Source organism: Mycobacterium sp. NPDC048908 (assembly GCF_043197955.1).
Taxonomy (GTDB): domain Bacteria; phylum Actinomycetota; class Actinomycetes; order Mycobacteriales; family Mycobacteriaceae; genus Mycobacterium.
In genome coordinates, this window is sequence record NZ_JBICUE010000005.1 from 30,753 (window position 1) to 54,522 (window position 23,770).

At 66.7% G+C, this 23,770-nt stretch carries 18 protein-coding genes and 2 pseudogenes; 6 read left to right on the forward strand and 14 right to left on the reverse strand.

The features are described 5' to 3' along the window. Window positions 1-7: 7 nt before the first annotated feature. Complete coding sequence (locus ACGFK1_RS15020; RefSeq protein ID WP_393430226.1) at window positions 8-787, reverse strand: IclR family transcriptional regulator; 780 nt, start codon at window positions 785-787, stop codon at window positions 8-10. Window positions 788-884: 97 nt separating this feature from the next. On the opposite strand from ACGFK1_RS15020, the gene betA reads away from it, so the two are divergent. Then, window positions 885-2,573: a choline dehydrogenase gene (gene betA, locus ACGFK1_RS15025; protein ID WP_393430229.1), complete on the forward strand. Its 1,689-nt coding sequence runs from the start codon at window positions 885-887 to the stop codon at window positions 2,571-2,573. 80 nt (window positions 2,574-2,653) lie between these two features. After that, window positions 2,654-5,116, forward strand: a complete 2,463-nt coding sequence (locus tag ACGFK1_RS15030) for an FAD-dependent oxidoreductase (protein WP_393430232.1) — start codon at window positions 2,654-2,656, stop codon at window positions 5,114-5,116. Window positions 5,117-5,199: 83 nt separating this feature from the next. Here ACGFK1_RS15030 and ACGFK1_RS15035 read toward each other — a convergent pair whose 3' ends face one another. Genes ACGFK1_RS15035 through ACGFK1_RS15060 form a run of 6 tightly spaced genes read right to left on the reverse strand, consistent with a single transcriptional unit; the run spans window position 5,200 to window position 13,288 of the window. Beyond that, on the reverse strand, window positions 5,200-6,285 hold the full coding sequence (locus ACGFK1_RS15035) for an S-(hydroxymethyl)mycothiol dehydrogenase (RefSeq protein WP_393430235.1): 1,086 nt from the start codon (window positions 6,283-6,285) through the stop codon (window positions 5,200-5,202). Between the two features lie 33 nt (window positions 6,286-6,318). Beyond that, window positions 6,319-8,364: an NAD(P)-binding protein gene (locus tag ACGFK1_RS15040; RefSeq protein WP_393430238.1), complete on the reverse strand. Its 2,046-nt coding sequence runs from the start codon at window positions 8,362-8,364 to the stop codon at window positions 6,319-6,321. Beyond that, a complete protein-coding gene (locus tag ACGFK1_RS15045; RefSeq protein WP_393431212.1) occupies window positions 8,361-8,924 on the reverse strand; it encodes a sarcosine oxidase subunit gamma in 564 nt (187 codons plus the stop codon). The genes ACGFK1_RS15040 and ACGFK1_RS15045 overlap by 4 nt, the downstream gene beginning before the upstream one ends. Then, window positions 8,917-11,757: a 2Fe-2S iron-sulfur cluster-binding protein gene (locus tag ACGFK1_RS15050; protein ID WP_393430241.1), complete on the reverse strand. Its 2,841-nt coding sequence runs from the start codon at window positions 11,755-11,757 to the stop codon at window positions 8,917-8,919. Before ACGFK1_RS15050 ends, ACGFK1_RS15045 begins: the two co-directional genes overlap by 8 nt. Further along, window positions 11,754-12,032, reverse strand: a complete 279-nt coding sequence (locus ACGFK1_RS15055) for a sarcosine oxidase subunit delta (protein ID WP_393430244.1) — start codon at window positions 12,030-12,032, stop codon at window positions 11,754-11,756. The genes ACGFK1_RS15050 and ACGFK1_RS15055 overlap by 4 nt, the downstream gene beginning before the upstream one ends. Window positions 12,033-12,055: 23 nt before the next feature. Then, complete coding sequence (locus ACGFK1_RS15060; RefSeq protein ID WP_393430247.1) at window positions 12,056-13,288, reverse strand: sarcosine oxidase subunit beta family protein; 1,233 nt, start codon at window positions 13,286-13,288, stop codon at window positions 12,056-12,058. A gap of 105 nt (window positions 13,289-13,393) precedes the next feature. On the opposite strand from ACGFK1_RS15060, the gene ACGFK1_RS15065 reads away from it, so the two are divergent. Further along, the gene (locus ACGFK1_RS15065) at window positions 13,394-14,059 is read left to right on the forward strand and encodes a GntR family transcriptional regulator (protein ID WP_393430250.1); all 666 of its coding nucleotides are present in this window, start codon (window positions 13,394-13,396) and stop codon (window positions 14,057-14,059) included. Here the strand turns inward: ACGFK1_RS15065 and ACGFK1_RS15070 are convergent. From ACGFK1_RS15070 to dop, 5 genes are all read right to left on the reverse strand, one after another. Beyond that, the gene (locus ACGFK1_RS15070; protein WP_393430253.1) at window positions 14,056-14,766 is read right to left on the reverse strand and encodes a YqjF family protein; all 711 of its coding nucleotides are present in this window, start codon (window positions 14,764-14,766) and stop codon (window positions 14,056-14,058) included. The two genes, ACGFK1_RS15065 and ACGFK1_RS15070, sit on opposite strands and share 4 nt — an antisense overlap. Window positions 14,767-14,775: 9 nt before the next feature. Then, a complete protein-coding gene (gene prcA / locus ACGFK1_RS15075) occupies window positions 14,776-15,513 on the reverse strand; it encodes a proteasome subunit alpha (RefSeq protein WP_393430256.1) in 738 nt (245 codons plus the stop codon). Next, a complete protein-coding gene (gene prcB, locus ACGFK1_RS15080) occupies window positions 15,510-16,412 on the reverse strand; it encodes a proteasome subunit beta (RefSeq protein ID WP_393430259.1) in 903 nt (300 codons plus the stop codon). Before prcB ends, prcA begins: the two co-directional genes overlap by 4 nt. Continuing rightward, on the reverse strand, window positions 16,409-16,603 hold the full coding sequence (locus ACGFK1_RS15085) for a ubiquitin-like protein Pup (RefSeq protein ID WP_083739627.1): 195 nt from the start codon (window positions 16,601-16,603) through the stop codon (window positions 16,409-16,411). The genes prcB and ACGFK1_RS15085 overlap by 4 nt, the downstream gene beginning before the upstream one ends. 90 nt (window positions 16,604-16,693) lie before the next feature. Continuing rightward, a complete protein-coding gene (gene dop, locus ACGFK1_RS15090) occupies window positions 16,694-18,190 on the reverse strand; it encodes a pup deamidase/depupylase (protein WP_393430263.1) in 1,497 nt (498 codons plus the stop codon). A 39-nt stretch (window positions 18,191-18,229) separates the two neighbouring features. Here dop and ACGFK1_RS15095 point away from each other — a divergent pair, with 39 nt between their 5' ends. From ACGFK1_RS15095 to ACGFK1_RS15105, 3 genes and pseudogenes are all read left to right on the forward strand, one after another. Next, window positions 18,230-19,468, forward strand: coding sequence for a threonine/serine exporter ThrE family protein (locus ACGFK1_RS15095; protein ID WP_393430266.1), 1,239 nt, complete (start codon window positions 18,230-18,232; stop codon window positions 19,466-19,468). After that, window positions 19,461-20,600 carry a hypothetical protein gene (locus ACGFK1_RS15100; RefSeq protein WP_393430269.1) on the forward strand — a complete coding sequence of 380 codons (1,140 nt, stop codon included), beginning with the start codon at window positions 19,461-19,463 and terminating at the stop codon, window positions 20,598-20,600. The genes ACGFK1_RS15095 and ACGFK1_RS15100 overlap by 8 nt, the downstream gene beginning before the upstream one ends. A gap of 135 nt (window positions 20,601-20,735) precedes the next feature. Next, window positions 20,736-21,284 (forward strand): annotated as a pseudogene (locus tag ACGFK1_RS15105) (hypothetical protein); the annotation flags it as partial. A 1-nt stretch (window position 21,285) separates the two neighbouring features. Here ACGFK1_RS15105 and ACGFK1_RS15110 read toward each other — a convergent pair. Both ACGFK1_RS15110 and ACGFK1_RS15115 read right to left on the reverse strand, forming a co-directional pair. After that, window positions 21,286-21,367 (reverse strand): annotated as a pseudogene (locus ACGFK1_RS15110) (hypothetical protein); the annotation flags it as partial. Window positions 21,368-21,418: 51 nt separating this feature from the next. After that, entirely contained in the window at window positions 21,419-23,143 is a 1,725-nt protein-coding gene (locus ACGFK1_RS15115; protein ID WP_393430272.1) for a RecQ family ATP-dependent DNA helicase, read from the reverse strand. Between the last annotated feature and the right edge of the window lie 627 nt (window positions 23,144-23,770).

Consider the following 23,770-nt stretch of genomic DNA (forward strand, 5'->3'; position numbering starts at 1 on the left):
CGTGGTGTCAGTCGAGGTGGCCCATCCGGTTGCTGATCGCCGCGGCGGCAGCGACGACGTCAGGGGTCACCTCACGCATCCGCTCCTCGGTGAACCGGTACACCGGGCCCGACACGGACAGCGCCGCGATCACCTCGCCCGTGTGGTCGCGCACCGGCGCGGCGACCGCGTTGAGTCCTTCTTCCAGTTCCTGCAGAGAGCATGCGTAACCGTCTCGCGCGGCCGCTTCCACCTGCTCCTCGAGCTGCCGCTGCGACGTGATCGTGTGCGGGGTGAGCCGAGCGAGCCCCGAGGCGGACAACACCTTTCGACGTTCGTCCGGCGCCATATGAGCGAGCAGGACCTTGCCGCTCGACGTCGCATGCAGCGGTGTCAGCTCGCCCACCCAGTTGTGAGTAGCGACCGCACTCGGGCCCCGCGCCTGGTCGATGTTGACGACGAAATGCGAGCGTCGCACCGCGATGTTGACGGTCTCCCCGAGTTGGGCGGCCAACTGCTCGCAGATGGCGCGTGCCTGATGGGTGACGTCGAGTTGACCGGGCACCGCGCTGGCGAGCCGCAGGATGCCGAAGCCCAGACGGTACTTACCGCGTTCCTGGGTCTGCTCGACGAGTTCTCGCTCCTCGAGCGCCGCGAGCAGCCGGAACGCCGTCGACTTGTGCACGCCGATGTCCGCGGCGACTTCGCTGACGCCGGCCTCCCCCCGTTGCGCCAGGATCTCCAGCGCGCTGATGGCGCGGTCGACGGATTGCACGCCCCCACCGCTCTCACCCCGCTCGTTGCCCACAGCGCAACTATACGAGACGTCGTTGCACATAGAGGAACTTGATGCGTATCACGCTTCTTAGCCACTAGCCTTTATCCAGGATTCCAGGAGGACAGCGATGGCCGGAAATGCATCCACACGGTATGACTTCGTAATCGTCGGCGGCGGATCGGCGGGTTGCGCGCTCGCCAACCGCCTCTCGGCCGACCCGGCCAACAAGGTCCTTGTCCTCGAGGCGGGACGCAACGATTCGTTGTGGGATGTGTTCATTCACATGCCCGCGGCGTTGCCGTTCCCGATCGGAAGCCGGTTCTACGACTGGAAATACGAGTCCGAACCCGAACCGCACATGCACGGCAGGCGCATCTACCACGCCCGCGGCAAAGTGCTAGGAGGGTCGAGCAGCATCAACGGGATGATCTTCCAACGCGGCAATCCGATGGATTACGAACGCTGGGGCGCCGACCCCGGCATGGGCAATTGGGACTTCGCCCACTGCCTGCCGTACTTCAACCGGATGGAGAACTGTTTGGCCGCCACGCCCGACGATCCATATCGTGGCCACAGCGGTCCGCTCGCGCTCGAGCGCGGCCCCGCCGTCAACCCGTTGTTCGAAGCCTTCTTCACCGCGGGCGAACAGGCTGGGTATCCCCGCACCGACGACGTAAACGGCTACCGCCAAGAGGGTTTCGCCAAGTTCGACCGCAACATCCGCAACGGCAGGCGACTGTCGGCGGCCAGGGCCTATCTGCATCCGGTGATGAACCGACCGAATCTCGACGTTCTGACTCGGGCATTCGTCGAACGAATCGTTTTCGAAGGCAAGCGTGCGGTCGGCGTCGAGTACACGCGCGGCCGCGGTGCCGCCAAGCGGGTCAACGCCGGCCAGGTCGTCCTGTGCGGCGGTGCCATCAACAGCCCGCAACTGCTGCAGCTGTCCGGTGTCGGCAACGCGGCCGAACTCGCGGCGCTGGGCGTCGACGTGGTGCACGACCTGCCGGGCGTCGGCGAGAACCTGCAGGACCACCTGGAGGTGTACATCCAGTACGCCTGCAAGCAACCGGTGACCATGCAGAAGTATCTGAAGTGGCGCTACCGACCGTGGATCGGCGCCAACTGGTTGTTCCTGCGCCGAGGGCCAGGTGCGACAAATCATTTCGAGGGCGGGGGCTTCGTACGCAGCAACGACGATGTCGCGTATCCGAACCTGATGTTCCACTTCCTGCCGATCGCCGTCCGCTATGACGGCTCCCAGCCAGAGGGCGGCGACGGTTACCAGGTGCACGTCGGCCCGATGTACTCCGACGCCCGCGGCACGTGCAAGATCGTCAGCCGCGACCCGAAAGTGCATCCCGCCCTACAGTTCAACTATTTGTCCACCGAGCAGGACCGCCGCGAGTGGATCGAGTCCATTCGGGTGGCCCGCAACATCTTGAACCAACCGGCGATGGCGCCGTTCAACGGCGGCGAGATCTCGCCGGGGCCGAGCGTGGAGACCGACGAGGAAATCCTCGACTGGGTCGCGCGGGATGCCGAAACCGCGCTGCACCCGTCGTGCACGGCCAAGATGGGCACCGACGACATGTCGGTGACCCACCCCGAGACGATGGGCGTGCACGGCATCGAAGGCCTGAAAGTCGTTGACGCGTCGGTCATGCCGTACGTCACCAACGGCAACATCTACGCGCCCGTGATGATGGTCGCCGAGAAGGCTGCCGACCTGATCCTCGGCAACACGCCGTTGGCGCCGGCGACCGTGCCGTTCTACCGGCATCAGCCCAAACAACAGCCAAGCGACGTCAGTTGACCGCCGAACGTCGGAACTGTGACGGAAATCGGGCGAGAGTCGTCATATTTCCGACTCTCGGCATCCTCTAGAAGGAATTCATGACTACTCCGCGTGTCGTCATCATCGGCGCGGGCATCGTCGGCGCGAATCTGGCCGACGAACTCACCGCGCGCGGCTGGGACCGGGTGACCGTGCTGGATCAGGGTCCGCTGCCGCTGACCGGCGGGTCGTCGTCGCACGCGCCTGGTCTCGTTTTCCAGACCAACGCCACCAAGGCGATGACCGACTTCGCCAGATACACCGTCGAGAAGTTCGCCGCCATGGACCTCGACGGCCAATGGTGCTTCAACCACGTCGGCGGCCTGGAGGTGGCGACGACACCGCAACGCCTCGCCGAACTGCATCGGCGCCAGGGCTGGGCGACATCCTGGGGCGTCGAGGCAACGGTGCTGGAGCCCGACGACTGCCTGCGCATGCATCCGCTGCTCGACGAGTCGAAAATCCTTGGCGGACTGTACGTGCCGACCGATGGGCTGGCCAAAGCGCCGCGCGTCGTAGTTGCGCTTGTCCGGCGCGCCCAGGCGCGCGGCGCAGTATTCCGCGACTCGACCAAGGTCACCGGCATCGAGCACAGCGGCGGACACGTCACCGGGGTCACCACCCAGGAGGGCACCGTCCCCGCCGACATCGTGGTGTCATGCGCGGGGTTCTGGGGGCCCGACGTCGGGGCGATGGTGGGCATGGACGTTCCGCTGTTGCCTCTGGCGCACCAGTACGTCAAGACCGACCAGATTCCGCAATTGGTCGGGCGCAACACCGAAGCCAGCGAAGCAGGCCTGCCGATCCTGCGCCACCAGGACCAGGATCTCTATTTCCGAGAGGTCGTCGATTGTCTCGGTATCGGGTCCTACGCCCACCGGCCGATGCCGGTGGACCTGCGCGACCTCACCGACGCCGCGGACGTTTCCGCGTCGAGCATGCCCTCGATGCTGCCGTTCACCGATGAGGACTTCGTCGGCCCATGGGAACAGTGCAAGCTGTTGCTGCCCTGCCTCGAGCGCGCCAAGGTCGACAGCGGCTTCAACGGGATCTTCTCGTTCACCCCTGACGGTGGCCCGCTGATCGGCGAATCCTCTGACATCTCCGGGTTCTGGATCGCCGAGGCCGTATGGGTGACGCACTCGGCCGGTGTCGCGCGCGCGGTCGCACAACTGCTGGTCGACGGGCGCAGTGACACCGATGTGCACACCTGCGATGTGCACCGATTCGAAGAAATCCAGCTCGCGCCCGACTACGTCGCCGAGACGTCGCAACAGAACTTCATCGAGGTCTACGACATCCTGCATCCGCTGCAGCCCCGGCTGTCGCCGCGCGATCTGCGGGTGAGTCCGTTTCATGTCAGGCAGAAAGAGCTCGGCGCGGTGTTCCTGGAGAGCGCGGGCTGGGAGCGTCCGCACTGGTATGAGGCCAATGCTCCTCTGCTGCAACACCTTCCGTCCGCGTGGACGCCGCCGCCCCGCGACGACTGGTCGAGCCAATTCCACTCGCCGATCGCGGCGGCGGAAGCCTGGCGCACCCGCACCTCGGTCGCCATGTACGACATGACGCCGCTCAAGCGACTGGAGATCGCCGGGCCGGGAGCGCTGCCGCTATTGCAGCGACTGACCACCGGCAAGATGGACAAGTCGGTCGGCTCGGTGACCTACACACTTCTCCTCGACGACGCAGGCGGCGTCCGCAGCGACCTCACCGTTGCCCGACTGGCCCAGGACCGTTTCCAGGTCGGGGCCAACGGCAACATCGACCTGGACTACTTCCGTCGACATGCCGCCGCCGACGCCGGCGTACAGGTGCGCGACATCACCGGGGCCACCTGCTGCATCGGCCTGTGGGGTCCGCGGGCACGCGATATCGCCTCGGCCCTCAGCCACGACGACTTCTCCAACGAGAGCTTCAAGTACTTCCGCACCAAACCCGTTCGCATCGGCGGTGTTCCGGTCACCGCCATGCGGCTGTCCTATGTCGGTGAACTGGGCTGGGAGCTGTACACCAGCGCCGAGTACGGGCTGCGGCTCTGGGACGTGCTGTGGGCGGAAGGCCAGAAGCATGGCGTCATCGCCGCCGGACGCGCCGCCTTCAACAGCCTTCGGATCGAGAAGGGTTACCGGTCATGGGGCACCGACATGACGACCGAGCACAACCCGTACGAGGCGGGTCTGGGTTTCGCCGTGTCCGCCGAGAAGACCGACTTCATCGGATGGACCGCGTTGCAAGGTGTTTCGGATTCCACGATCCAGCGACGCCTGATGACCGTGGTCATCGATGACCGCGTATCGGTCGTGATGGGCGGTGAGCCCGTGTTCGTCGACGGCAGGCCGGCCGGATACGTCACCAGTGCGGCGTTCGGCCACACCGTCGGCGCGCCGGTCGCTTACGCCTGGCTGCCCGCCTCCGCGACGGAAGGCACCCACATCGAGATCCAGTATTTCGACCGGCGCGTCGCCGCCACCGTGGCGGCCGAACCGCTCGTCGATCCGGAGATGACGCGGATCAGAAGCTAGTCGAGAACGCCGAGACTACGGTTTCTGACGGGAATCACGTGAAATCCCGTCAGAAAGCGTAGCTTCGGGGAATCGGCGCGGGCTCAGAGCACGACCACCGACCGCAGCACCTCGCCGCGGTGCATGGTCGTGAACGCGTCCTCGACCTGGTCGAGCTTGATGCGCTCGCTGACGAACTTGTCCAGCGGCAGCCGGCCCTGCTGGTACAGGTCCACCAGGGTTGGGAAGTCGCGCTCGGGTAGGCAGTCGCCGTACCACGACGACTTCAGCGCGCCGCCGCGGGAGAAGAAGTCGATCAGCGGCATCTCCAGCGTCATGTCCGGAGTCGGCACGCCCACCAGCACCACGGTGCCCGCCAGATCGCGCGCATAGAAGGCCTGCTTCCAGGTCTCGGGGCGGCCGACCGCGTCGATCACGACGTCGGCGCCGAAGCCGCCGGTCAATTCCTGGACCGCCTCGACCGCGTCCACCTTCGACGCATCGATGGTGTGGGTGGCGCCCAATTCCCTTGCGATCTGCAGTTTCTTGGCGTCGCGGTCGATCGCGATGATCGGTGACGCGCCCGCCAGCCTGGCCCCGGCGATCGCGGCGTCGCCCACGCCACCGCATCCGATCACCGCGACAGAGTCGCCGCGCGACACGTTGCCGGTGTTGACCGCCGCACCGAGACCGGCCATCACGCCGCAGCCGAGAAGACCGACCACCGCGGGGTCGGCGTTCGGGTCGACCTTCGTGCACTGCCCTTCGTGCACAAGGGTTTTGTCCGCGAACGCGCCGATCCCGAGCGCAGGCGTCAACTCGGTGCCGTCCGTCAGTGTCATCGGCTTACTGGCGTTGAAGGTGTCGAAGCAATACCACGGCCTGCCCCGCTTGCATGCCCGGCAGTCGCCGCACACCGCCCGCCAGTTCAATACGACGAAGTCGCCGACCTCCACGTGGGTGACCGCACTGCCGACCGATTCGACGACGCCCGCCGCTTCGTGGCCCAGTAGGAACGGGAACTCGTCATTGATGCCGCCGTCGCGGTACGTCAGATCGGTGTGGCACACCCCGCACGCCTGAACGCGCACGACCACATCGTTCGGCCCGGGATCGGGGACGACGATGTCGACCAGTTCGATCGGGGCGCCCTTGCTGCGGGCGATGACACCCTGAACCTGTTGTGGCATGGAGAGACCTTTCTGAAGTGTAGTGAACGATGCTTACAGCGCCAGGCACAACCGGTACGCGTCGTATACCGCCGCGTGGATGTTGCGGCTTGCCACCGCGTCGCCGATGCGGAACAGCTGATAACGACCCGCTGGATTGCGTTGCACGCGCTGAGGGTTGAGCTCGAGAAGCGCCTGCTGGTCCACCTCACCGAGGTTCGACGAGCCCGACACCAACGAGAAGTACAGCTCGTCCGACGGCAGGGTGCCGTGCTCGACGACCACCTGGTCGACGATGCGTTGCCGGGTGACGTGTGCGTATTCGTTGTACAGATCGGCTTCCAGCCGGCCGTCCTTGCGGCGCACCGCGGTCAACCGCTCGTTCAGCGTGACGCGCACGTCGTGTTCGGCGAACACCTTGAAGTAGCCGGGGTAGTTCACGCCGCCGACGTCGGGGGCAAGCACCCGCTCCGGCGTGACGAATTCGATGTTCGCACCCGCCCGTGCCAGCACCTCTGCGGCATCCAGGCCGGGGTGCTGCCCGTTGTCGTCGAACAGCAGCACATCACCTTTGACCCGGAACGCGCCGCTCAACACGTCCCAGCCGTCGGAGACCAGTTGCGCGCCCTCGGTGAGGAATTCAGTGTTCGGCACGCCGCCGGTCGCGACCACCACAAGGTCGGGTTCTTCGGCGAGGACGTCGTCGGCCTCGGCATAGGTGTTGAACCGGATGTCGACATCGAGGTGCTTGCACTCGGCCAGTCGCCAATCAATGATGCCGATGAGATCGCGCCGTCGCGGCGACGACGACGCCAGCCGAATCTGGCCGCCCGCAGCGTCGCTGGCTTCCAGCACCACCACCCGGTGTCCCCGCAGACCGAGCACCCGCGCGGCTTCCAGGCCCGCGGGGCCGGCGCCGACGACGACGGCCCTGCGCGGTTCACCCGTCGCCTGCGGCACGTGGTGCGGCAACCGGTCCTCCCGCCCGGTCGCAGGGTTGTGGATGCATTTGGCGTCGCGGGCCTGATAGATCTCGTCGAGGCAGAGGCTTGCGCCGACGCACGGTCTGATCCGGTCTTCCTCTCCCGCTTGGATTTTCGCAACGATGTGCGGATCGGCGATGTGCGCACGGGTCATCCCGACCAGGTCGAGAAGGCCGTCCCTGATGGCGTGCCTGGCAGTGGCCACATCGTTGATGCGGGAGGCATGCATGACCGGGACGCCCACCTGGCGCTTGATCTCGCCCGCGAACTCCAGATGCGGTGCAACGGGCGTGCCCATCGGCGGAATGACCCGGGACAGCGCCTCGTCGCTGGCCATGTACCCGCGGATGATGCTGATGAAATCGACACCCGCAGCGACCACCTGATGCGCGATCGCGAGCCCCTCCTCACGGCCGAGGCCGCCGGGCATCTCCTCGTCGAAGGACATCCGGATTCCGACGGCGAACTCGGGCCCCGCCGCCTCACGCACCGCGCGAATCACCCGCAGAGGGAAGCGCATCCTGGCTTCGAGGCTGCCGCCGAACTCGTCGTCACGGTGGTTGGTCAGCGGTGACCAGAACGCGTCGAGCAAGTGGGTGTAGGCCTCGATCTCCACGCCGTCAAGGCCGGCTTCGCGGCAGCGGATGGTGGCATCGGCGTAGGCCCGCACGATGCGGTCCATATCCCATTCCTCGGCCACCTTCGGGAACGCCCGGTGCGCCGGCTCCCGCAGCGGCGAGGGGTACACCACCGGCAGCCAGTCGCCGTCGTAGTTGCTGGTTCGGCGGCCCAGGTGGGTGATCTGGCACATCACTGCCGTGCCGTGCTCGTGTACGCCGTCGGCGAGTTCCCTGAGCCAGGGCACGATTTCGTCCTTATAGACGTGCAGATTGCCGAATGCGGCCGGGCTGTCGGGCGCGACGACCGCGGATCCGCCGATCATGGTCAGCCCGATGCCGCCCTTCGCCTTCTCTTCGTGGTAGAGGCGGTAGCGCGTCTTGGGCATGCCGTCTTCGGTGTAGGCCGGTTCGTGCGAGGTGCTGACGACCCGGTTCCGCAGCGTCAGGTTCTTCAGTTCGAACGGCTGCATCAACGGGTCGATGAGCTGACGGGTCATAGTGAGTACTCCTGCGAAGCGTCGAGTAACCAATCGGCCGCGTAGCGGGCGAACGACGAGCGGACCAGGATGCGGTAGTCGGCACCGCTGTCGTCGACGGCCAACAGAATGACGCCGGTGCGTCCCAACGTCGTCTGCGCCGCCGCCCCATGGCCGAATACCGTGGGATGAACGTCGACGGCGCAGCCTTTGCTCAGCACGTCGCGGCTGTGCGGCCCGCGCATCCGCAGCGTGGTGCGTTGCGCGGATACGTCGACCGCGGTGCCGCCGTGCGGTGCGAGCGCCTCGCGCAGCCGGCTCTCCAACTCGGGGCCTGCCAGTGCGGTACCGGTCGCCAGCCACTCCTCCGGGCCCAGCCAAATCACTGTGGTGTCAGCACTTTTGGTGTACGTCGATGCAGCGGTCGGCAGGTCAACACCGAGCACGCCGGCGGCGGCCGCCGCACCGGGCCCAGACGGGTCGACACGCAGTTCGACCATCGTGACGAACGGCTCTTCCACGATCCCCGCCGGCAGTTGCGCGAACTGCAGCGGGCTGACGCGTTCCATGGTGTCAACCATCACGTCGCGCTCCTTCCGGGTCGACCAGCACCGAACCAGTGACTTCGACGGGGATCAGCGCCCCGTCGACGGGTACATGCAACGTCTCGCCGATACGCGACTGGCCGGCCTTGACCAGGGCCAGTGCGAAGGTGCGACCGAGTTCGGCGCTGCGATAACTCGACGTGACGTGGCCCAGCATCGGAACCGGCGGCGGTGGAAGCACATCGCCGTCGCAGAACTCGACGATCTGCGATCCCTCCGGCAGCCGGCTGACCGTGTCGACCGGCAGCAGTCCGACGAGTTGCTTGCGCAGCGGATTCTGGTTCTCGACCCTGCTGAACGAGCGTTTACCGATGAAGTCCGGCTTCTTCTTGGAGACCGCCCAGGCCATCCCGAGGTCGTGAGGGGTGACCGTGCCGTCGGTGTCCTGACCGATGATCGGATATCCCTTCTCGGCGCGCAACACGTGCATGGTCTCGGTGCCGTACGGCGTGATGCCGTAGGGGGCGCCTGCCGCCATCAACCGGTCCCACACCGCCGCCGCATGCCACCAATCCACATTGACCTCGTAGGCCAGCTCACCGGAGAAGCTGACCCGGCCCAACCGCACGGGCACCCCGTCCAGAGTGGTCTCGCGCCACGTCATGAACGGAAAGGCGTCGTTGGTGACGTCGACGTCGCCGAACACTGCGCCGATCACATCGCGCGACCGCGGCCCGACCACCGGGAACGTCGCCATGTGATCGGTCACCGAGGCGAGCGACACCCGCAGCTGCGGCCATTCCGTCTGCAGCCATTCCTCCATCCAGTCAAGGATTTTCGCCGCGCCGCCGGTGGTGGTGTACACCAAGAACCGGTCCTCGGCCAGCCGCATCACCGTGCCGTCGTCGATCACCATGCCGTCGACGCCGCACATCACGCCGTAGCGGACAGCGCCGACTTTGAGGCTGCTCATCAGGTTGGTGTAGATGCGGTCGAGCAGTTCGGCGGCGTCGCGGCCGGACACGTCGATCTTGCCGAGTGTGGAGCCGTCGAGTATCCCGACACTGGTTCGCACGGCGGCACATTCGCGCAGCACCGCGTCGTCCATTTCCTCGCCGGGTTGCGGGTAATACCGCGGACGCTTCCACTGCCCGACGTCCTCGAACACCGCGCCGTTGGCGACATGCCAGTCGTGCAGCGCCGTGGTGCGCTCCGGGTCGAACAACGCACCGCGGTCGCGGCCGGCCAGCGCGGCGAACGGTACCGGCGTGTAGGGCGGCCGGAACGTGGTGGTGCCCAGCTTCTCGATCGGCACACCGAGCAGTTCGGCGGTGATGCCGGAGGCGATCACCCCGGACGTCTTGCCCTGATCGTGTGCCGTGCCGATGGTGGTGTAGCGCTTGATGTGTTCCACCGAACGCATGCCTGCCCCGACCGCGCGCGCCACGTCCGCGACGGTTGCGTCACGTTGGATGTCGACGTACTGGTCCTGTTCGCGTCCCGGCACCCGCCACAACACCAGACCGGGGCCGCAGGCTGTGTCGGACACCTCCGGCAACTCCTCCTGCGATGGCAGGCCGAGCGCTGCTACCGCCGAGTCGCGACCTTCACGGAGACACCCGGCCAAGTCCATCACGCCGTTGGCTGCGCCCGCCACGCTGACCCCGTCGAGGTGTTCACCGGGGACGAAGCCACCGAGCGTCGCGTCGTAGCGCAGCGTCCCGCGCGCCTGGCTGAACAGGTGCACCGCCGGATTCCAGCCGCCGCTCACCAACAGCGTGTCGCATGGAATATCCTCGCCCACAACGACATTCGACCCGTCGAAGTCGGCGACCAGGGCGTCGGTGATGCGCTCGTCACCCCGTGTGCCGGTCACGACCGCACCCGCCCGCACCGGAATGCCCCTGCGGTCGCATTCGCTGCGCAGCACATCGGGCACCTCGCCGCGGGCGTCGACCATCGTCTGGATCTGCACACCTGCATCGACGAGGTCGAAGGCCGCGGCATAGGCGCTGTCGTTGGTGGTGAACACCACCGTGGTGTGCCCGACCAACACACCGTAGCGATGCAGGAAGGTTCTGGCGCTGTGCGCCAGCATGATTCCCGGCAGATCGTTGTCGGCGAACACGATCGGCCGCTCGTGCGCGCCGGTCGCGATCAGCACGTGCTTGGCCCGGATGCGCCACACCCGCTGGCGTGAAAGGGCGGCAGGAGCGGCGGCGCCCAGGTGGTCGGTGCGCCGTTCAAGCGCGAGCACGAAGCCGTCGTCGTAGTGACCGAACGCGGTGGTGCGCTGCAGATGCCGCGCCTCGGGGTACGTCGCCAACTCGTCGACCGCGGCCCGCACCCAATCCAGCGCGTCGACGCCGTCGATCTGGTCGGCGCTGCCGAGCATCGAACCACCGGCTTCGGACTGCTCGTCGACCAGCACCACCCTGGCTCCCGACCTCGCCGCAGTCAGCGCCGCAGTCAGACCGGCAGGCCCGGCGCCGACCACGAGCAGGTCGGCGTGCGCATGCATGGCGTCATAGCGCGCGGAGTCGACGATGTCGGCCAGCTTGCCTTGTCCCGGCAGCCCGCGGGCGACAAGTCCGTCGTACAGTTCCACCGTCGAGGCAAGCAGCATGGGCTCGGGGAACGGGGCCTCGATCTGCACCAGTCCCCCGGTGTCTTCGGCCCACGCCGCGCAGATGCCGCGCGGGCGGCCCAGTTTGACGCTTGTCGCGATCTTGTGCACGCCGTTGGCCAGCAGCGCCGACGCCAGCGTGTCACCGCGATGGCCGGTGTAGGTGCGTCCGCCGAAGGTGAATTCGTATCGCGTGCCGCGGTCGATGCGGCCGCCTTTCGCGGTGCGGAACGGCGCGGTCACGAGATCACCGGCTTCGGGTCATCGATGCGGTAGACGCTTTCGAAGCGATAGGTGGCGGTGTCGCGCACGGCGTTGAACCAGCGACGGCACCCGGCGCTGTGCACCCACCGCTCGGCGAACTTGCCCTTGGGGTTGGCGCGGAAGAACACATAGTGTGCCCATTGTTCGTCGGTCAGCGCGTACGGATCGTCGGGGTAAGCGACGTGCGCCTGGCCGCCGTAATGGAATTCGGTCTCTTCCCTTGGCCCGCAGTAGGGGCATTCGATGAGTTGCATTGCTGCTCCAGCCTTTCGAAGTCTCAGTGCGCGACGGCGGCGGCGCCGTGTTCGTCGACCAGCGCTCCTGTGACGAAGCGGTCCAGATGGAACGGAGCCACGTACGGGTGCGGCTCGTCGTTGGCGATGGTGTCGGCCATGCACCAGCCGATCCCGGGAGTGGCTTTGAATCCGCCTGTACCCCAACCACAGTTGAGATACACGTTGCGGTATGGGGTGCGGCCGACGATCGGTGAGGCGTCTGGCGTGGTGTCGACGATGCCGCCCCAGGTCCGCAACAGGTGCGCCCTTGCGAAAATCGGAAACAGTTCGACGGCCGCAGCCATCTGCCGCTCGATGATGTGGAAGGCGCCGCGCTGCCCGTAGCCGTTGTAGGAGTCGATGCCCGCACCCATCACCAGCTCGCCCTTGTGCGCCTGCGACACATAGACGTGCACGGCGTTGGACATCACGATGGTCGGATGGACCGGCTCGAGCAACTCGGAGACCAGAGCCTGCAGCGGGTGGCTCTGCAACGGCACCCGGAACCCGAGCATGTCGGTGAGCACCGAGGTGTGACCGGCCGCGCACATCGCCACTTGGCCTGCCGCAATGTCACCGAGTGTGGTGCGCACCCCGGTGACGCGGTCCCCGTCGGTGACGAAGTCGGTGACCTCGCAGCCCTGCAGCAGATCGACGCCGGCCGCATCGGCCCGACGCGCGAAACCCCAAGCGACATAGTCGTGTTTGGCGATTCCCGCCCTCGGCTGGTACGTCGCCCCGAGCACCGGGTAACGCAGATCGGTGGAGATGTTGACGATCGGGCAGATCTTCTTGACCTCGTCCGGTTCCAGCCATTCGGCGTCAATGCCGTTGAGCACGTTGGCCTCGACGCGCCGGACGCTGTCGCGAACGTCCTGCAGGCTGTGGGCCAGGTTGAGCACGCCGCGCTGGCTGAACAGGATCGGATAGCCGAGGTCGTCCTCGAGGCCTTCCCACAGCTTGAGCGAATGCTCATAAATCGCAGCGCTTTCATCCCACAGATAGTTCGACCGGATCAAGGTGGTGTTGCGGGCCATGTTGCCGCCCGCGAGCCAACCCTTCTCCAGCACGGCCACGTTGTTGATGCCGTGGTTTTTCACCAAGTAGTGCGCGGTCGCCAGCCCGTGTCCGCCACCGCCGATGACGACGACGTCATAGGACCGCTTCGGCTCGGGATTGCGCCAGAGGAAGTCGGGATGATCGGGCAGATGCGCACCCGGCGCCAGTTGACTCACGCGGCTCTCCATCGAACAGTCGTCATGTAACTGATATATCAGTTGTGGAGCACAGTATGGTACGTTGATGTGCACGTCAAGGGTCAATCGGACAGGAGACAGCCGATGAGTGTGGACCTGGTCGAGACCAGCGAGGGCGCTACTCAGTCCAACGCCGACCTGGCGTATCAGATCATTCGCGAACGGCTCGTCATGCTCGACATCCGCCCCAGCGAACCGATCAACGACGAGGGCCTGGCCCGACAACTCGGGTTCGGCCGTACCCCGGTGCGTGAGGCCCTCAAGCGCCTGGAGCGCGACCGTCTGGTGATCGCATATCCCCGCCGCGGCACGTTCGCCACCACGGTCGACATCACCGACCTCGCCCACATACAGGAGATCCGCAAGCAACTGGAACCCGTCGTCGCCGCGCGCGCCGCCACCGCCGCCTCCCAGGAGACCAGGACCAAGCTGTCGGACCTCGCCGACGACATCGCCAAGCTGGATCCGACCGATGACCCGCGCACGCTGCTGCGGTTCGACGTCCGGGTGCACACCGCGATCTACAAGGCGTCGGGCAACCCGTATCTCGAAGATGTGCTGGTCTGCCAGGACGCCCACGCCACCCGCATCTGGTGCCTGTTCCTCGACCGGTTGTCGAATGTCGCCGAGCACGTCACCGAACACGTGGCGCTGCTACGGGCCATCATCGACGGCGACGCCGACCTGGCGGCCAAACTGGCCTCCGAGCACGTCGCTGGTTTCGAGCAGGCGGTACGCGCGGTCCTCTAGACGGCCCGCGGGGTCGACGCCAGTACCGGCCGCCCGAATCGGGCCGCGACACCGTCGCTGAACGCCACATGGTCGGGCGACCGCCCGCCGAGAGCGCCGAGCGCCACCGACTGCAGAAGGCCGTCGTCGCGGAAGTCGACCAACTCGGCACTGCGCATCCTCCACACCGGATGCTCGTTGGGCACATACCAGGTTCGGCCGGCGCGCACCACATGGGCACCCCACCGCGCGTTCAGATAGTGCTCGAGCGGCCCGCAGGTCAGCGAATCACCCACTCGTACTTCGATGGAACTCGATGCGGAGACGTTCGGCCATCGCAGCGTCGAGGTGTAGACGCGGAGGTCGCCGCTGCGCCGGTAGCTCATCCGGGCCCATCGGTATGGCGCGCCGACCAGGCGGCCGCCTGCGACGATATCGGGCCTGTTGGTGTCCAAGGACAGGAACACCACCCCGCGTCGGCCCGTGCCGTCCACCGAATACAACCGGACGTTGGTCTCGAGGAACGTGCCGAACAGCGACATCTGAAACGGCACGACGCCGACGAAGCTACGGCCCTCGAAGGTGTCCGGTTCGGTTCCCGCCGGATAAAGGTGAGCGATATCCGCGGGCTCGACCGTCCAATGCAGGAACGACAGGTTGAGCCATTGCTGCCGCAGGATCCGCGGCCAAGGCAGGATCGGCGCTTCCGGCGTCACCAACTCGGCCATGGCGAACAGCTAGTCGCCGTCCGACTGCTTCGCGTCTGAATCCTGCGCTGGCAGAACAGCTTCCAACGCGGAACCGGTGATCCGACGGAACGCCCGGCGAGGGCGGTTGGCATCCAGGATCGCGACCTCCAACGTCGACGGCCCGAGCGTGCGCGGTTCTGCACTGCCGTTGCCGCCCGCTTTCAGCGCTTCGACAGCGACCTTGACCGCATCGGACAATTCGAGGTTCTCCGAGTAGGACTCGTTGAGCGCCGTGGCGATCGGCTCGGTGGTGCCGCCCATCACCACGAAGTGCGGTTCATCGGCGATCGACCCGTCGTAGGTGATCCGGTAGAGCTCAGGCGGTTTGGTCTCGCCGAAGTGCGCCACCTCTGCCACGCAGAGCTCGACCTCGTACGGCTTGGCCTGCTCGGTGAAGATCGTGCCAAGCGTCTGCGCATATACGTTGGCCAGCTGCCTGCCCGTCACGTCGCGACGGTCGTAGGCGTAGCCGCGGGTATCGGCGAACTGGATGCCGCCGCGACGCAGGTTGTCGAACTCGTTGAACCGCCCGACGGCGGCGAAGCCGACCCTGTCGTAGAGCTCGCTGACCTTCTGCAGTGAGCGCGACGGATTCTCCGCGACGAACAGCACGCCGCCGGCATAGGCCAGCGCCACCACGCTGCGGCCACGGGCGATGCCTTTGCGCGCGAGCTCCGAACGCTCGCGCATCGCCTGCTCGGGCGAAATGAAGTATGGAAAGCTCACGAGTCTCCTCGCGCGTCGGCGCTACGGTGCGCGTCGGGGCCGAATGTGTCTGAGCGGGACCGGTTTTCGATGACCTCGCGGGCCAACTCGGCGATCCGCGTCTCGGGCACCTCCTCGGCGCCCTCGGCTTGAAGGATCACCGCGGTCGGGTAGATGCCGCGGACCAGGTCGGGTCCGCCGGTCGCGGAGTCGTCGTCGGCCGCGTCGTACAACGCTTCCACGGCGACGCGAAGTGCTGAATTGCCGTCGCTCACCTGTGAATACAGCTTCTTCATCGACGACTTCGCGAAGATCGAGCCCGAGCCCACCGACTGGTAGCCCTCCTCCTCGAGATTCCAGCCGCCCGCCGCGTCGAACGACACGATGCGACCTGCCGCCTGCGGATCCGGATCGTCGAGGTCGTAGGCAGCCAGCAGGGGCAGCGCGACGAAGCCCTGCAGCGCCGCGCCGAGATTGCCGCGCACCATGGTCGCGAGCCGGTTCACCTTGCCGCGAAACGTCAGCGGCACGCCTTCGGTCTTCTCATAGTGCTCGAGTTCGACGGCGTAGAGGCGGGCGAACTCGACGGCGATAGCCGCGGTGCCCGCGATGCCAGTGGCCGTGTAGTCGTCGGTGATGTACACCTTCTGCACGTCGCGGCCCGCGATCATGTTGCCCTGGGTGGAGCGGCGGTCGCCCGCCATGACCACGCCGCCGGGAAACTTCAGCGCGACGATCGTGGTGCCGTGCGGCAAGTGATCGGACGGGGCGTCGGCCGGAACGGCGTACCTGTTCACGGGCAGGAGTTCGGGCGCCTGACGGCGCAGCAAATCAGAGAAGGACGACAAATCCACGGGAACGGAGGGTGCTCCTAGAAGGGGTGACGAGACGGCCAGCTGTTCGCGGTTTGGCCAGGTCACTGTCCACCCTTCTGGACATATGCGCGGACGAAGTCCTCGGCGTTTTCCTCGAGAACGTCGTCGATCTCGTCGAGCAGGTCGTCGGTTTCCTCGGCCAGCTTCTCGCGACGCTCTTGGCCGGCGGCAGTGCTGCCGGTGAGGTCGTCGTCGTCGCCGCCGCCGCCACCACGCTTGGTCTGCTCCTGAGCCATCGCTGCCTCCTGATAGTCATCGGCGGGCTCACTGCGCCCGCCGTCACTCCACCCTACCGTTCGACGTCGGGTTTGCCTTGGATAGCACGTCTACTGGGTGAGCTGTTCCACCAGTTCGACGGCGGTGTCGACGGAGTCGAGCAGCGCCCCGACGTGCGCCTTGCTGCCCCGCAGCGGCTCCAGTGTTGGAATCCGCACGAGCGAATCGCCGCCGAGATCGAAGATCACCGAGTCCCAGCTCGCGGCGGCGATGTCGGCGCCGAACCGGCGCAGGCATTCGCCACGGAAGTAGGCGCGGGTGTCGGTCGGTGGGTTGTCGACCGCGTCGATCACCTGCTGCTCGGTGACCAGGCGCTTCATCGACCCACGCGCCACCAGCCGGTTGTACAGCCCCTTGTCCAGCCGTACGTCGGAATACTGCAGATCCACCAGGTGCAGCCGCGGTGCCGACCAGTTCAGGTTCTCCCGCTGCCGGAAGCCCTCCAGCAGCCGCAGCTTCGCGGGCCAGTCCAGGATCTCGGCGCACTCCATCGGATCGCGCTCCAGCAGGTCGAGCACGTTCGCCCATGTCTCGACGATGTCGGCCGCGCGTGGATCGGGATCGCGGCTGTCCACCAGCTTGGCCACCCGGTCGAGGTATATCCGTTGCAGCGCAAGGGCTGTCAGCTCCCTGCCGTCGGACAGCGCGACCGTGGCGCGCAGCGACGGGTCGCGACTGATGACGTGCACCGCATGCACGGGCCTCGCCAGCGCCAGATCGGTGAGGTCCATCCCCTCTTCGATGAGGTCGAGCACCAGCGAGGTCGTGCCGAGTTTGAGGTAGGTCGACGTTTCGGCCAGGTTCGCGTCGCCGATGATCACGTGCAGCCGCCGGTACTTGTCGGCGTCGGCATGCGGTTCGTCGCGGGTGTTGATGATGCCGCGCTTGAGGGTGGTCTCCAGTCCGACCTCGACCTCGATGTAGTCGGAGCGCTGTGACAGCTGAAAGCCTGGCTCGTCACCCGACGGCCCGATGCCGACCCGACCCGAACCCGTGACCACTTGCCGCGACACCAGGAACGGGGTCAGGCCGGCGATCACCGCGGAGAACGGCGTCTGGCGCGACATCAGGTAGTTCTCGTGCGAGCCGTACGAGGCGCCCTTGCCGTCCACATTGTTCTTGTAAAGCTGCAGCTTGGCGGCCCCCGGCACGCTGGCGACGTGCCGCGCGGCGGCCTCCATCACCCGCTCACCTGCCTTGTCCCAGATGACCGCGTCCAGTGGATCGGTGCACTCCGGTGCGGAGTACTCCGGGTGCGCGTGGTCGACGTACAGCCGGGCGCCGTTGGTGAGGATCATGTTCGCCGCACCGACCTCGTCGGCGTCCACCACGGGCGGCGGGCCCGCGGAGCGACTGAGGTCGAACCCGCGGGCGTCGCGCAGCGGCGACTCCACCTCGTAGTCCCAGCGGGTGCGCTTGGCGCGCTGAATTCCCGCGGCGGCCGCGTACGCCAGCACCGCCTGGGTGGACGTCAGAATCGGATTCGCGGTCGGATCGGACGGCGAGGATATGCCGTACTCGACCTCGGTGCCGATAATCCTTTGCATGTGCCCAGCCTAGGGGACGCCGGGCAGTAGCCTGCGACCGTGCCATCAGAGCAACGCGATGTGGCCGCGCCCCAGTTCGTAGCCGCACTCGGTGCAGCCATGGCTGCGGCGAACTATCCCGTCACGATGGTGCGCGGCGTGATGGAACAGACCGCCCGCGCATACGGACTGGACCACGAGTTCCTTGCGCTGCCCAACTACGTTCAGGTGGGCAGCCCGTCGGGTGCGGGCGTCTACATCGCCAACCCGAATTTCACGGTGCGCTATGACCAGTCCTTCCCCCTGGCCACGTTGGTGGCACGGGCACCGTCAGGAACGGTCAGCCCCGACGAGGGCATGGCCGAACTCGAGCGAATTCGCAACCTGGACAACCGGTTTCCGCTGTCGGTCACCATCGTCGGCTATGCCGTACAAAGCGTCGGGCTGGCACTGATCCTGCAGCCGACGCCGTGGAGCCTCTACGGCGCCGCAATCCTCGGTCTGCTTGTCGGAGGCCTTGCCGTGGTCGGCCGCCGCGTCGAGGCGGTCGGCCACATGTTGCCGACCATCTGCGCGTTTCTGGTCGCACTGATCGTGTTCACCTTCGAGAACCGCTACCACGTCGGAACCGACAGCCTGCGGGCGCTCGCGGCGCCGCTCGCCACGTTCCTGCCTGGCGCGGCGATCACGCTTGCGGTCATCGAATTGACCACCCAGCATGTGGTGTCCGGAGCCAGCAGGTTGGTGGCGGGCTTCATGCAGATCGCCCAGTTGGCCTTCGGCATCCTGATCGCGGCGCAGATCGCAGGCGTCGCCGACGCCGCGCTCGTCACGACCCAGTACAACCGGCTCGGGCCATGGGCGCCATTTCTCGGGGTGCTGGTGTACGCCATCGGGATCTGGCTGAACTACGCGCCGCCGACGACGTTCCTGCCGTGGATGGTGCTGATGTTGTACGTGGCCTACGGCGGCCAGTGGATCGGCAACGCGGTCCTGGGCAGCTACGCCAGCGGATTCGGCGGCGGCCTGACGCTGATCCTGTTCGCGCTGGCGATCTCTCACCGCCCCGGCACGCCACCGACCATGTCGCTGGTGGTGCCGGGCTTCTGGTTGTTGGTCCCCGGCTCCCTGGGCTTCATGGGGGTCACCCAACTGCTCGGCACGCACAGCACCGCGGTGTTCACCGCGACCCTGATCGCGATGATGTCGATCGCCGTCGGTGTGCAGACCGGGCTGCTGCTGTGGCGGGCGGCGATTCAACTGACGTCCACACCCGATCGGCGGGCTCTCCATGATTGACGTGTCACAGCGGCGGGCCGCCGACGCGTGGTTCCTCGACCGCGGGCTGCCCGCGGTGTTGCGGCCCGGAGCGTTGGTGCGACGACTGTGGCCGCGTTCGGCGCCCGCGCTGGCCGCGTTCGCGGTCTTCATGGTCAACTCCGCCGTCGTCGTCGCCACCACCGGTCAGCACACGATCGATATCGACGGTCACCCGACGCGCACGGAATGGTTCGTCCTTGCCCTGCTTGTCCTCGTGCTGCCAGTGGCCGTGGTGGTCGGGTGGTTGGTGTCGCGTATCTCCACTGTGCGGGGTCGCACCGTGGCGGCGACGGTCGCGGTCGCGGTCGCGGTCGTCGGCGGCATTCTCGGCGGACCCAGCCCGCGGGTGTTCGTTGACCTCATCCTCGAAGCAATCGTGATCGGGGCCATCCTGGCGCTCACCGGGTGCGGTGCGGGTTCGATCATGGCCTGGGCCGTGCAGATGACGACTACCAATTTGGCGGCGGCGGGGTCGATGGTGACCCGCGCGCTTCCGCTGCTGTTGCTGACCTTCCTCGTGTTCTTCAATTCCCCCGTCTGGTTGATGGCGGCCACCGTCTCGCGCACGCGACTGTGGTTGGCGCTGGCGTTCCTGATCGCGATCGCGGCGGTGTTCGTCGTATCGGTGACGCGCGACAGAGTGAAGCCGATGTTGCTGGCCGACGACCAGGACGATCGCTCAGTGCGATTGGCGGGCACGCCTTTTGAGTCCATGCCTGATCCCGCGACGGCCCATCCTCTCAGCCGCGTCGAGCGGGTGAACATCATGTTCGTGGTCGCCGGCTCACTGATCACCCAGATCCTTGCCGTCGCCGCGATGGCGGCCGCACTCTTCCTGATCCTCGGGCTGATTCTGTTGTCGCCTGAGCTGCTGGTGCAGTGGACGCGCAACGGCCGCAGCGACGGCACCGTGCTCGGCATGACGATCCCCGTGCCGGATTCCCTGATCCAGATCACGTTTTTCCTTGCCGCGCTGACGTTTATGTACCTCAGTGCACGGGCGATAAGTGACGACGAATACCGGACGCGGTTCTTCGATCCGCTTGTCGACGACCTCCGACTGACGTTGACTGCGCGGCACCGCTACCGCGCCGCTGTTGCCGCGCCGTAACCCGTAAACCCACCCTCCGCGAGCGTGCGTGTCTGCCCGCCGACACGCCGCGTTTTGTGGGCATTTCACGCACGCTCGCGGCCCGCGAGAGTTACGTTCCGCCCATGGCCGACGACGTCACGATGATCGACCACCGATGACGGCCCCGAGGCAACCGTTTACAACACCTTCCCGCTCAACGACTGCCCCGCAGACGTGTGGAACAGACTCGACGCGCGGGCGATCGCGGCCGACAACGGCGCCGCCGCCGCATTGCTCAACGGGCCCCGATACTGGCTGATGAGCAGCATCGGCAAGAGGAGCCGAGAAGCGCAGCAGCACAAGACATTCGGCGGCCTCGAGATGGTCCGCCAGGCGACCGTGAAGCTCGCGTCGATGAATCCGGCGCCTTACCACGTCAACCGGGTCGACCGTAGGGCGGTGTTCGTCTTCGACTCGGGCCGCGAGATCTACGAACTCGTCGATCCCGACGGCAGACGCTGGGTCATGCAGACCTACAGCCAGACCGTCGATCGCGGACTGGCACTCGCGGATCTGCCTGCGCTTGCGGGTCGGCTCTCGGTTCCCGACGGGTGGCGTTTCCAGGCGCGGACCCCGTCGACGCCACTGCGTGTCGACACGACGACCATTGACGCCTGCGTGACGCAGGACGACCTTGCCGATTCGTACACGCTGCTGGCGTAGCGATCGTGTGCAGCAGATGCTGGATACGCAAGCCTGGGCTGACCGGTCTCGAGCACCGACGTGATCGCGTTCTTCTTCGCCCTTCTTCGCCCGATCGACGACCTTCACGATCATCGACGTCGATCGGCAGTTCCTCACGAGTCGTCCTGCGTGAGCAGCCCGTTCGTGAGCGACGTCGCTGTCAGATGCCGGTAGCCGACGGAGTCGAAGGCGATCACCAACTCATGGCTGTCGCGGCTGAGCAGCGTGCCCTGGCCCCACAGCTTGTGCCGCACCCGGAGTCCGGCGACCGGTGGCTGAGTGGCGGACGTTGGAGGAGCCGGCGGGTGCTCGTCGTTGTCGCACGAGCCGCACGGAGGCTCGTACTGCTCGCCGAAGTAACCCAGCAGTTCCGCCCGCCGGCAGTGGGTGGTCTCGGCGTAGCCGCGGGCTGCCTCGATGCGCGAGCGGAGGATCGCCTGACGGCGGTTGCCGGCCGCGGTCACTTGGCGGAGCGCGTCACCCATCGGCGCGGCCATGATCGCGTCGTTGCCATCCGGCTTGACCAGGCCGAGCTCGAGCAGTTCGTCGACGACCCGGGACACCGCAACCCGGCTCACCTGGCTCGCTTCGGCCAGCGCCTTGACGGTGACGGGCCCGCTGGCCGCCTCGATCGCGTCGATGACCGAGTGGACCGGCGCGTCGCCCATCTTCGAGCGGGCCGCGAGCAGGCGCGGAATGCGTACGGCTCTTGGGTCGTAGACCAGTACCGCCGTAGCGGACCGGCCGTCGCGTCCGGCCCGGCCGATCTGCTGGTAGTACTCGTCGAGGCTGCCCGGCACCCCGGCGTGCACGACCGTGCGCACGTCCGGCTTGTCGATGCCCATGCCGAACGCACTGGTGGCCACCACCACGTCGAGCTTCCCAGCGAAGAATGCGTCCTGCACCTCGCTGCGGCGGGCCGCCGGCAGCCCGGCGTGATAGGGCTCGGCCCGGTATGCCTGGCGCCGCAGCCGTTCGGCGAGGCTCTCGCAGCGTGCGTGACTCAGCGCGTAAACCAGAGCCGGACCGTCGTGGGCGAGGACGACCTCGACCGTGCGATCGTCGACAGCCTGAGCCTCCGGAAGGTCGTGCCGGGCCCGACGCACGGCGAGCGAGATGTCGGGCCGGTCGAAGTCGGCCACGATAATCTTCGGGTGGCGCATCCGCAGCTGGCGGGTGATGTCGGCCTGCACCGGCGGAGCGGCGGTCGCGGTCAGCGCGAGCACCGGCGGGCGCCCGGCAGCCTCCACCACGTCGGCCAGTCGGAGATAGTCGGGCCGGAAGTCGTGGCCCCACTCGCTAATGAGGTGGGCCTCGTCGACTGCGACCAGCGTGATGCGCCGGGGGTTGCCCCGGATAGCGGCCAACGTCTCGGCGTTGGCTAGCTGCTCGGGCCCGAGCATGACGAAGTCGACCTCGCCCTTGGCCACGGCCTCCAGCGATGAGACCCGGTCGGCGTGGTGCTGCGCGGAGTTGAGCATGACCGCTCGCACAGACCCGCGGGCGGTCATCGACCGCAACTGGTCGCGTTGCAGGGCAATCAGGGGCGACACCACCACTGTCAGCCCGCCGAGCGCGCACCCGCCGACCTGATAGATCGCGCTCTTGCCGCTGCCGGTCGGCAACACCGCCAGGGTATCGCCGGTGGTGGTCAGCGCGGCGAGGGCTCGGCGCTGCGCGGGCCGCAGCGTGATGCCGAGGACGTCGGCGGCGATCCGATCGAGCTCATCCATTGCGCTGAGCACCAGTCCGATCAGCGGGCCGGACAATCGTGGCCGCCACCAAAAGCCCACCAGCACAGCGTTGCTGGCCTGAGCGAAGGTGTGGCCTTTGGCCACGCTCAAACAACACGACGAAACCAGCCACCGCATGCTTCATCGAGTGCCAACAGGCACATCCGAGGCGCGCGTCCTGTCTAACCGTCGGGCTAGTCGGCGCGCGCACTCGTAAGCGGCGAACCCGCTGCCGATGATCACAACCGAGGTGGTCGGTTTCGCCTTCTGCGGTTGACGGTGAAGTGGGGCCTCGCTCAATTTCTCTCTCCTGCTTGGTATTCCGCTATCCACGTGGTGTCCCTTCGTGGCCACGGCGTCCGGGACTGCGGCGTGGTAGACGGCTGGGGCTATAGCCGTGGAGATCTCGCGCGGATTCTCCATCCCGAGTAGTAACGCAGCGCACGGTCCCGTCGAATCTGTCTTGCTGCGGCGACTTTCGCGCCAGCACTCAGCCCGTTCTTCGTGGCCCGCCGCGCTCCCGGCGATGATGGCTCCAGGGCCGATCCCACCGAAATACAACGCGATATCGGCTGACCGCTTCGGTAGTAGTGCCGTATTACACCACCGGAACACAGGGACTGCTGGTGGCCGTCAACGATCCCCGGCCGCACGGTCGAGGCGACCATCGCCTCGACGACCTCCCGTGAAAGGCGCCGTGCAAATTTCAAGACTCGGCACGATGGTCGGCGC

What these genes read in the sequence shown, in the direction of transcription:
- ACGFK1_RS15085 (WP_083739627.1), bottom strand. Translation starts at nt 16,603, where the DNA reads ATGGCTCAGGAGCAGACCAAGCGTGGTGGCGGCGGCGGCGACGACGAC.
- dop (WP_393430263.1), bottom strand. Translation starts at nt 18,190, where the DNA reads ATGCAAAGGATTATCGGCACCGAGGTCGAGTACGGCATATCCTCGCCG.
- ACGFK1_RS15100 (WP_393430269.1), top strand. Translation starts at nt 19,461, where the DNA reads ATGATTGACGTGTCACAGCGGCGGGCCGCCGACGCGTGGTTCCTCGAC.
- ACGFK1_RS15065 (WP_393430250.1), top strand. Translation starts at nt 13,394, where the DNA reads ATGAGTGTGGACCTGGTCGAGACCAGCGAGGGCGCTACTCAGTCCAAC.
- ACGFK1_RS15045 (WP_393431212.1), bottom strand. Translation starts at nt 8,924, where the DNA reads ATGGTTGACACCATGGAACGCGTCAGCCCGCTGCAGTTCGCGCAACTG.
- ACGFK1_RS15070 (WP_393430253.1), bottom strand. Translation starts at nt 14,766, where the DNA reads ATGGCCGAGTTGGTGACGCCGGAAGCGCCGATCCTGCCTTGGCCGCGG.
- betA (WP_393430229.1), top strand. Translation starts at nt 885, where the DNA reads ATGGCCGGAAATGCATCCACACGGTATGACTTCGTAATCGTCGGCGGC.
- ACGFK1_RS15030 (WP_393430232.1), top strand. Translation starts at nt 2,654, where the DNA reads ATGACTACTCCGCGTGTCGTCATCATCGGCGCGGGCATCGTCGGCGCG.
- ACGFK1_RS15035 (WP_393430235.1), bottom strand. Translation starts at nt 6,285, where the DNA reads ATGCCACAACAGGTTCAGGGTGTCATCGCCCGCAGCAAGGGCGCCCCG.
- ACGFK1_RS15040 (WP_393430238.1), bottom strand. Translation starts at nt 8,364, where the DNA reads ATGACCCGTCAGCTCATCGACCCGTTGATGCAGCCGTTCGAACTGAAG.
- ACGFK1_RS15055 (WP_393430244.1), bottom strand. Translation starts at nt 12,032, where the DNA reads ATGCAACTCATCGAATGCCCCTACTGCGGGCCAAGGGAAGAGACCGAA.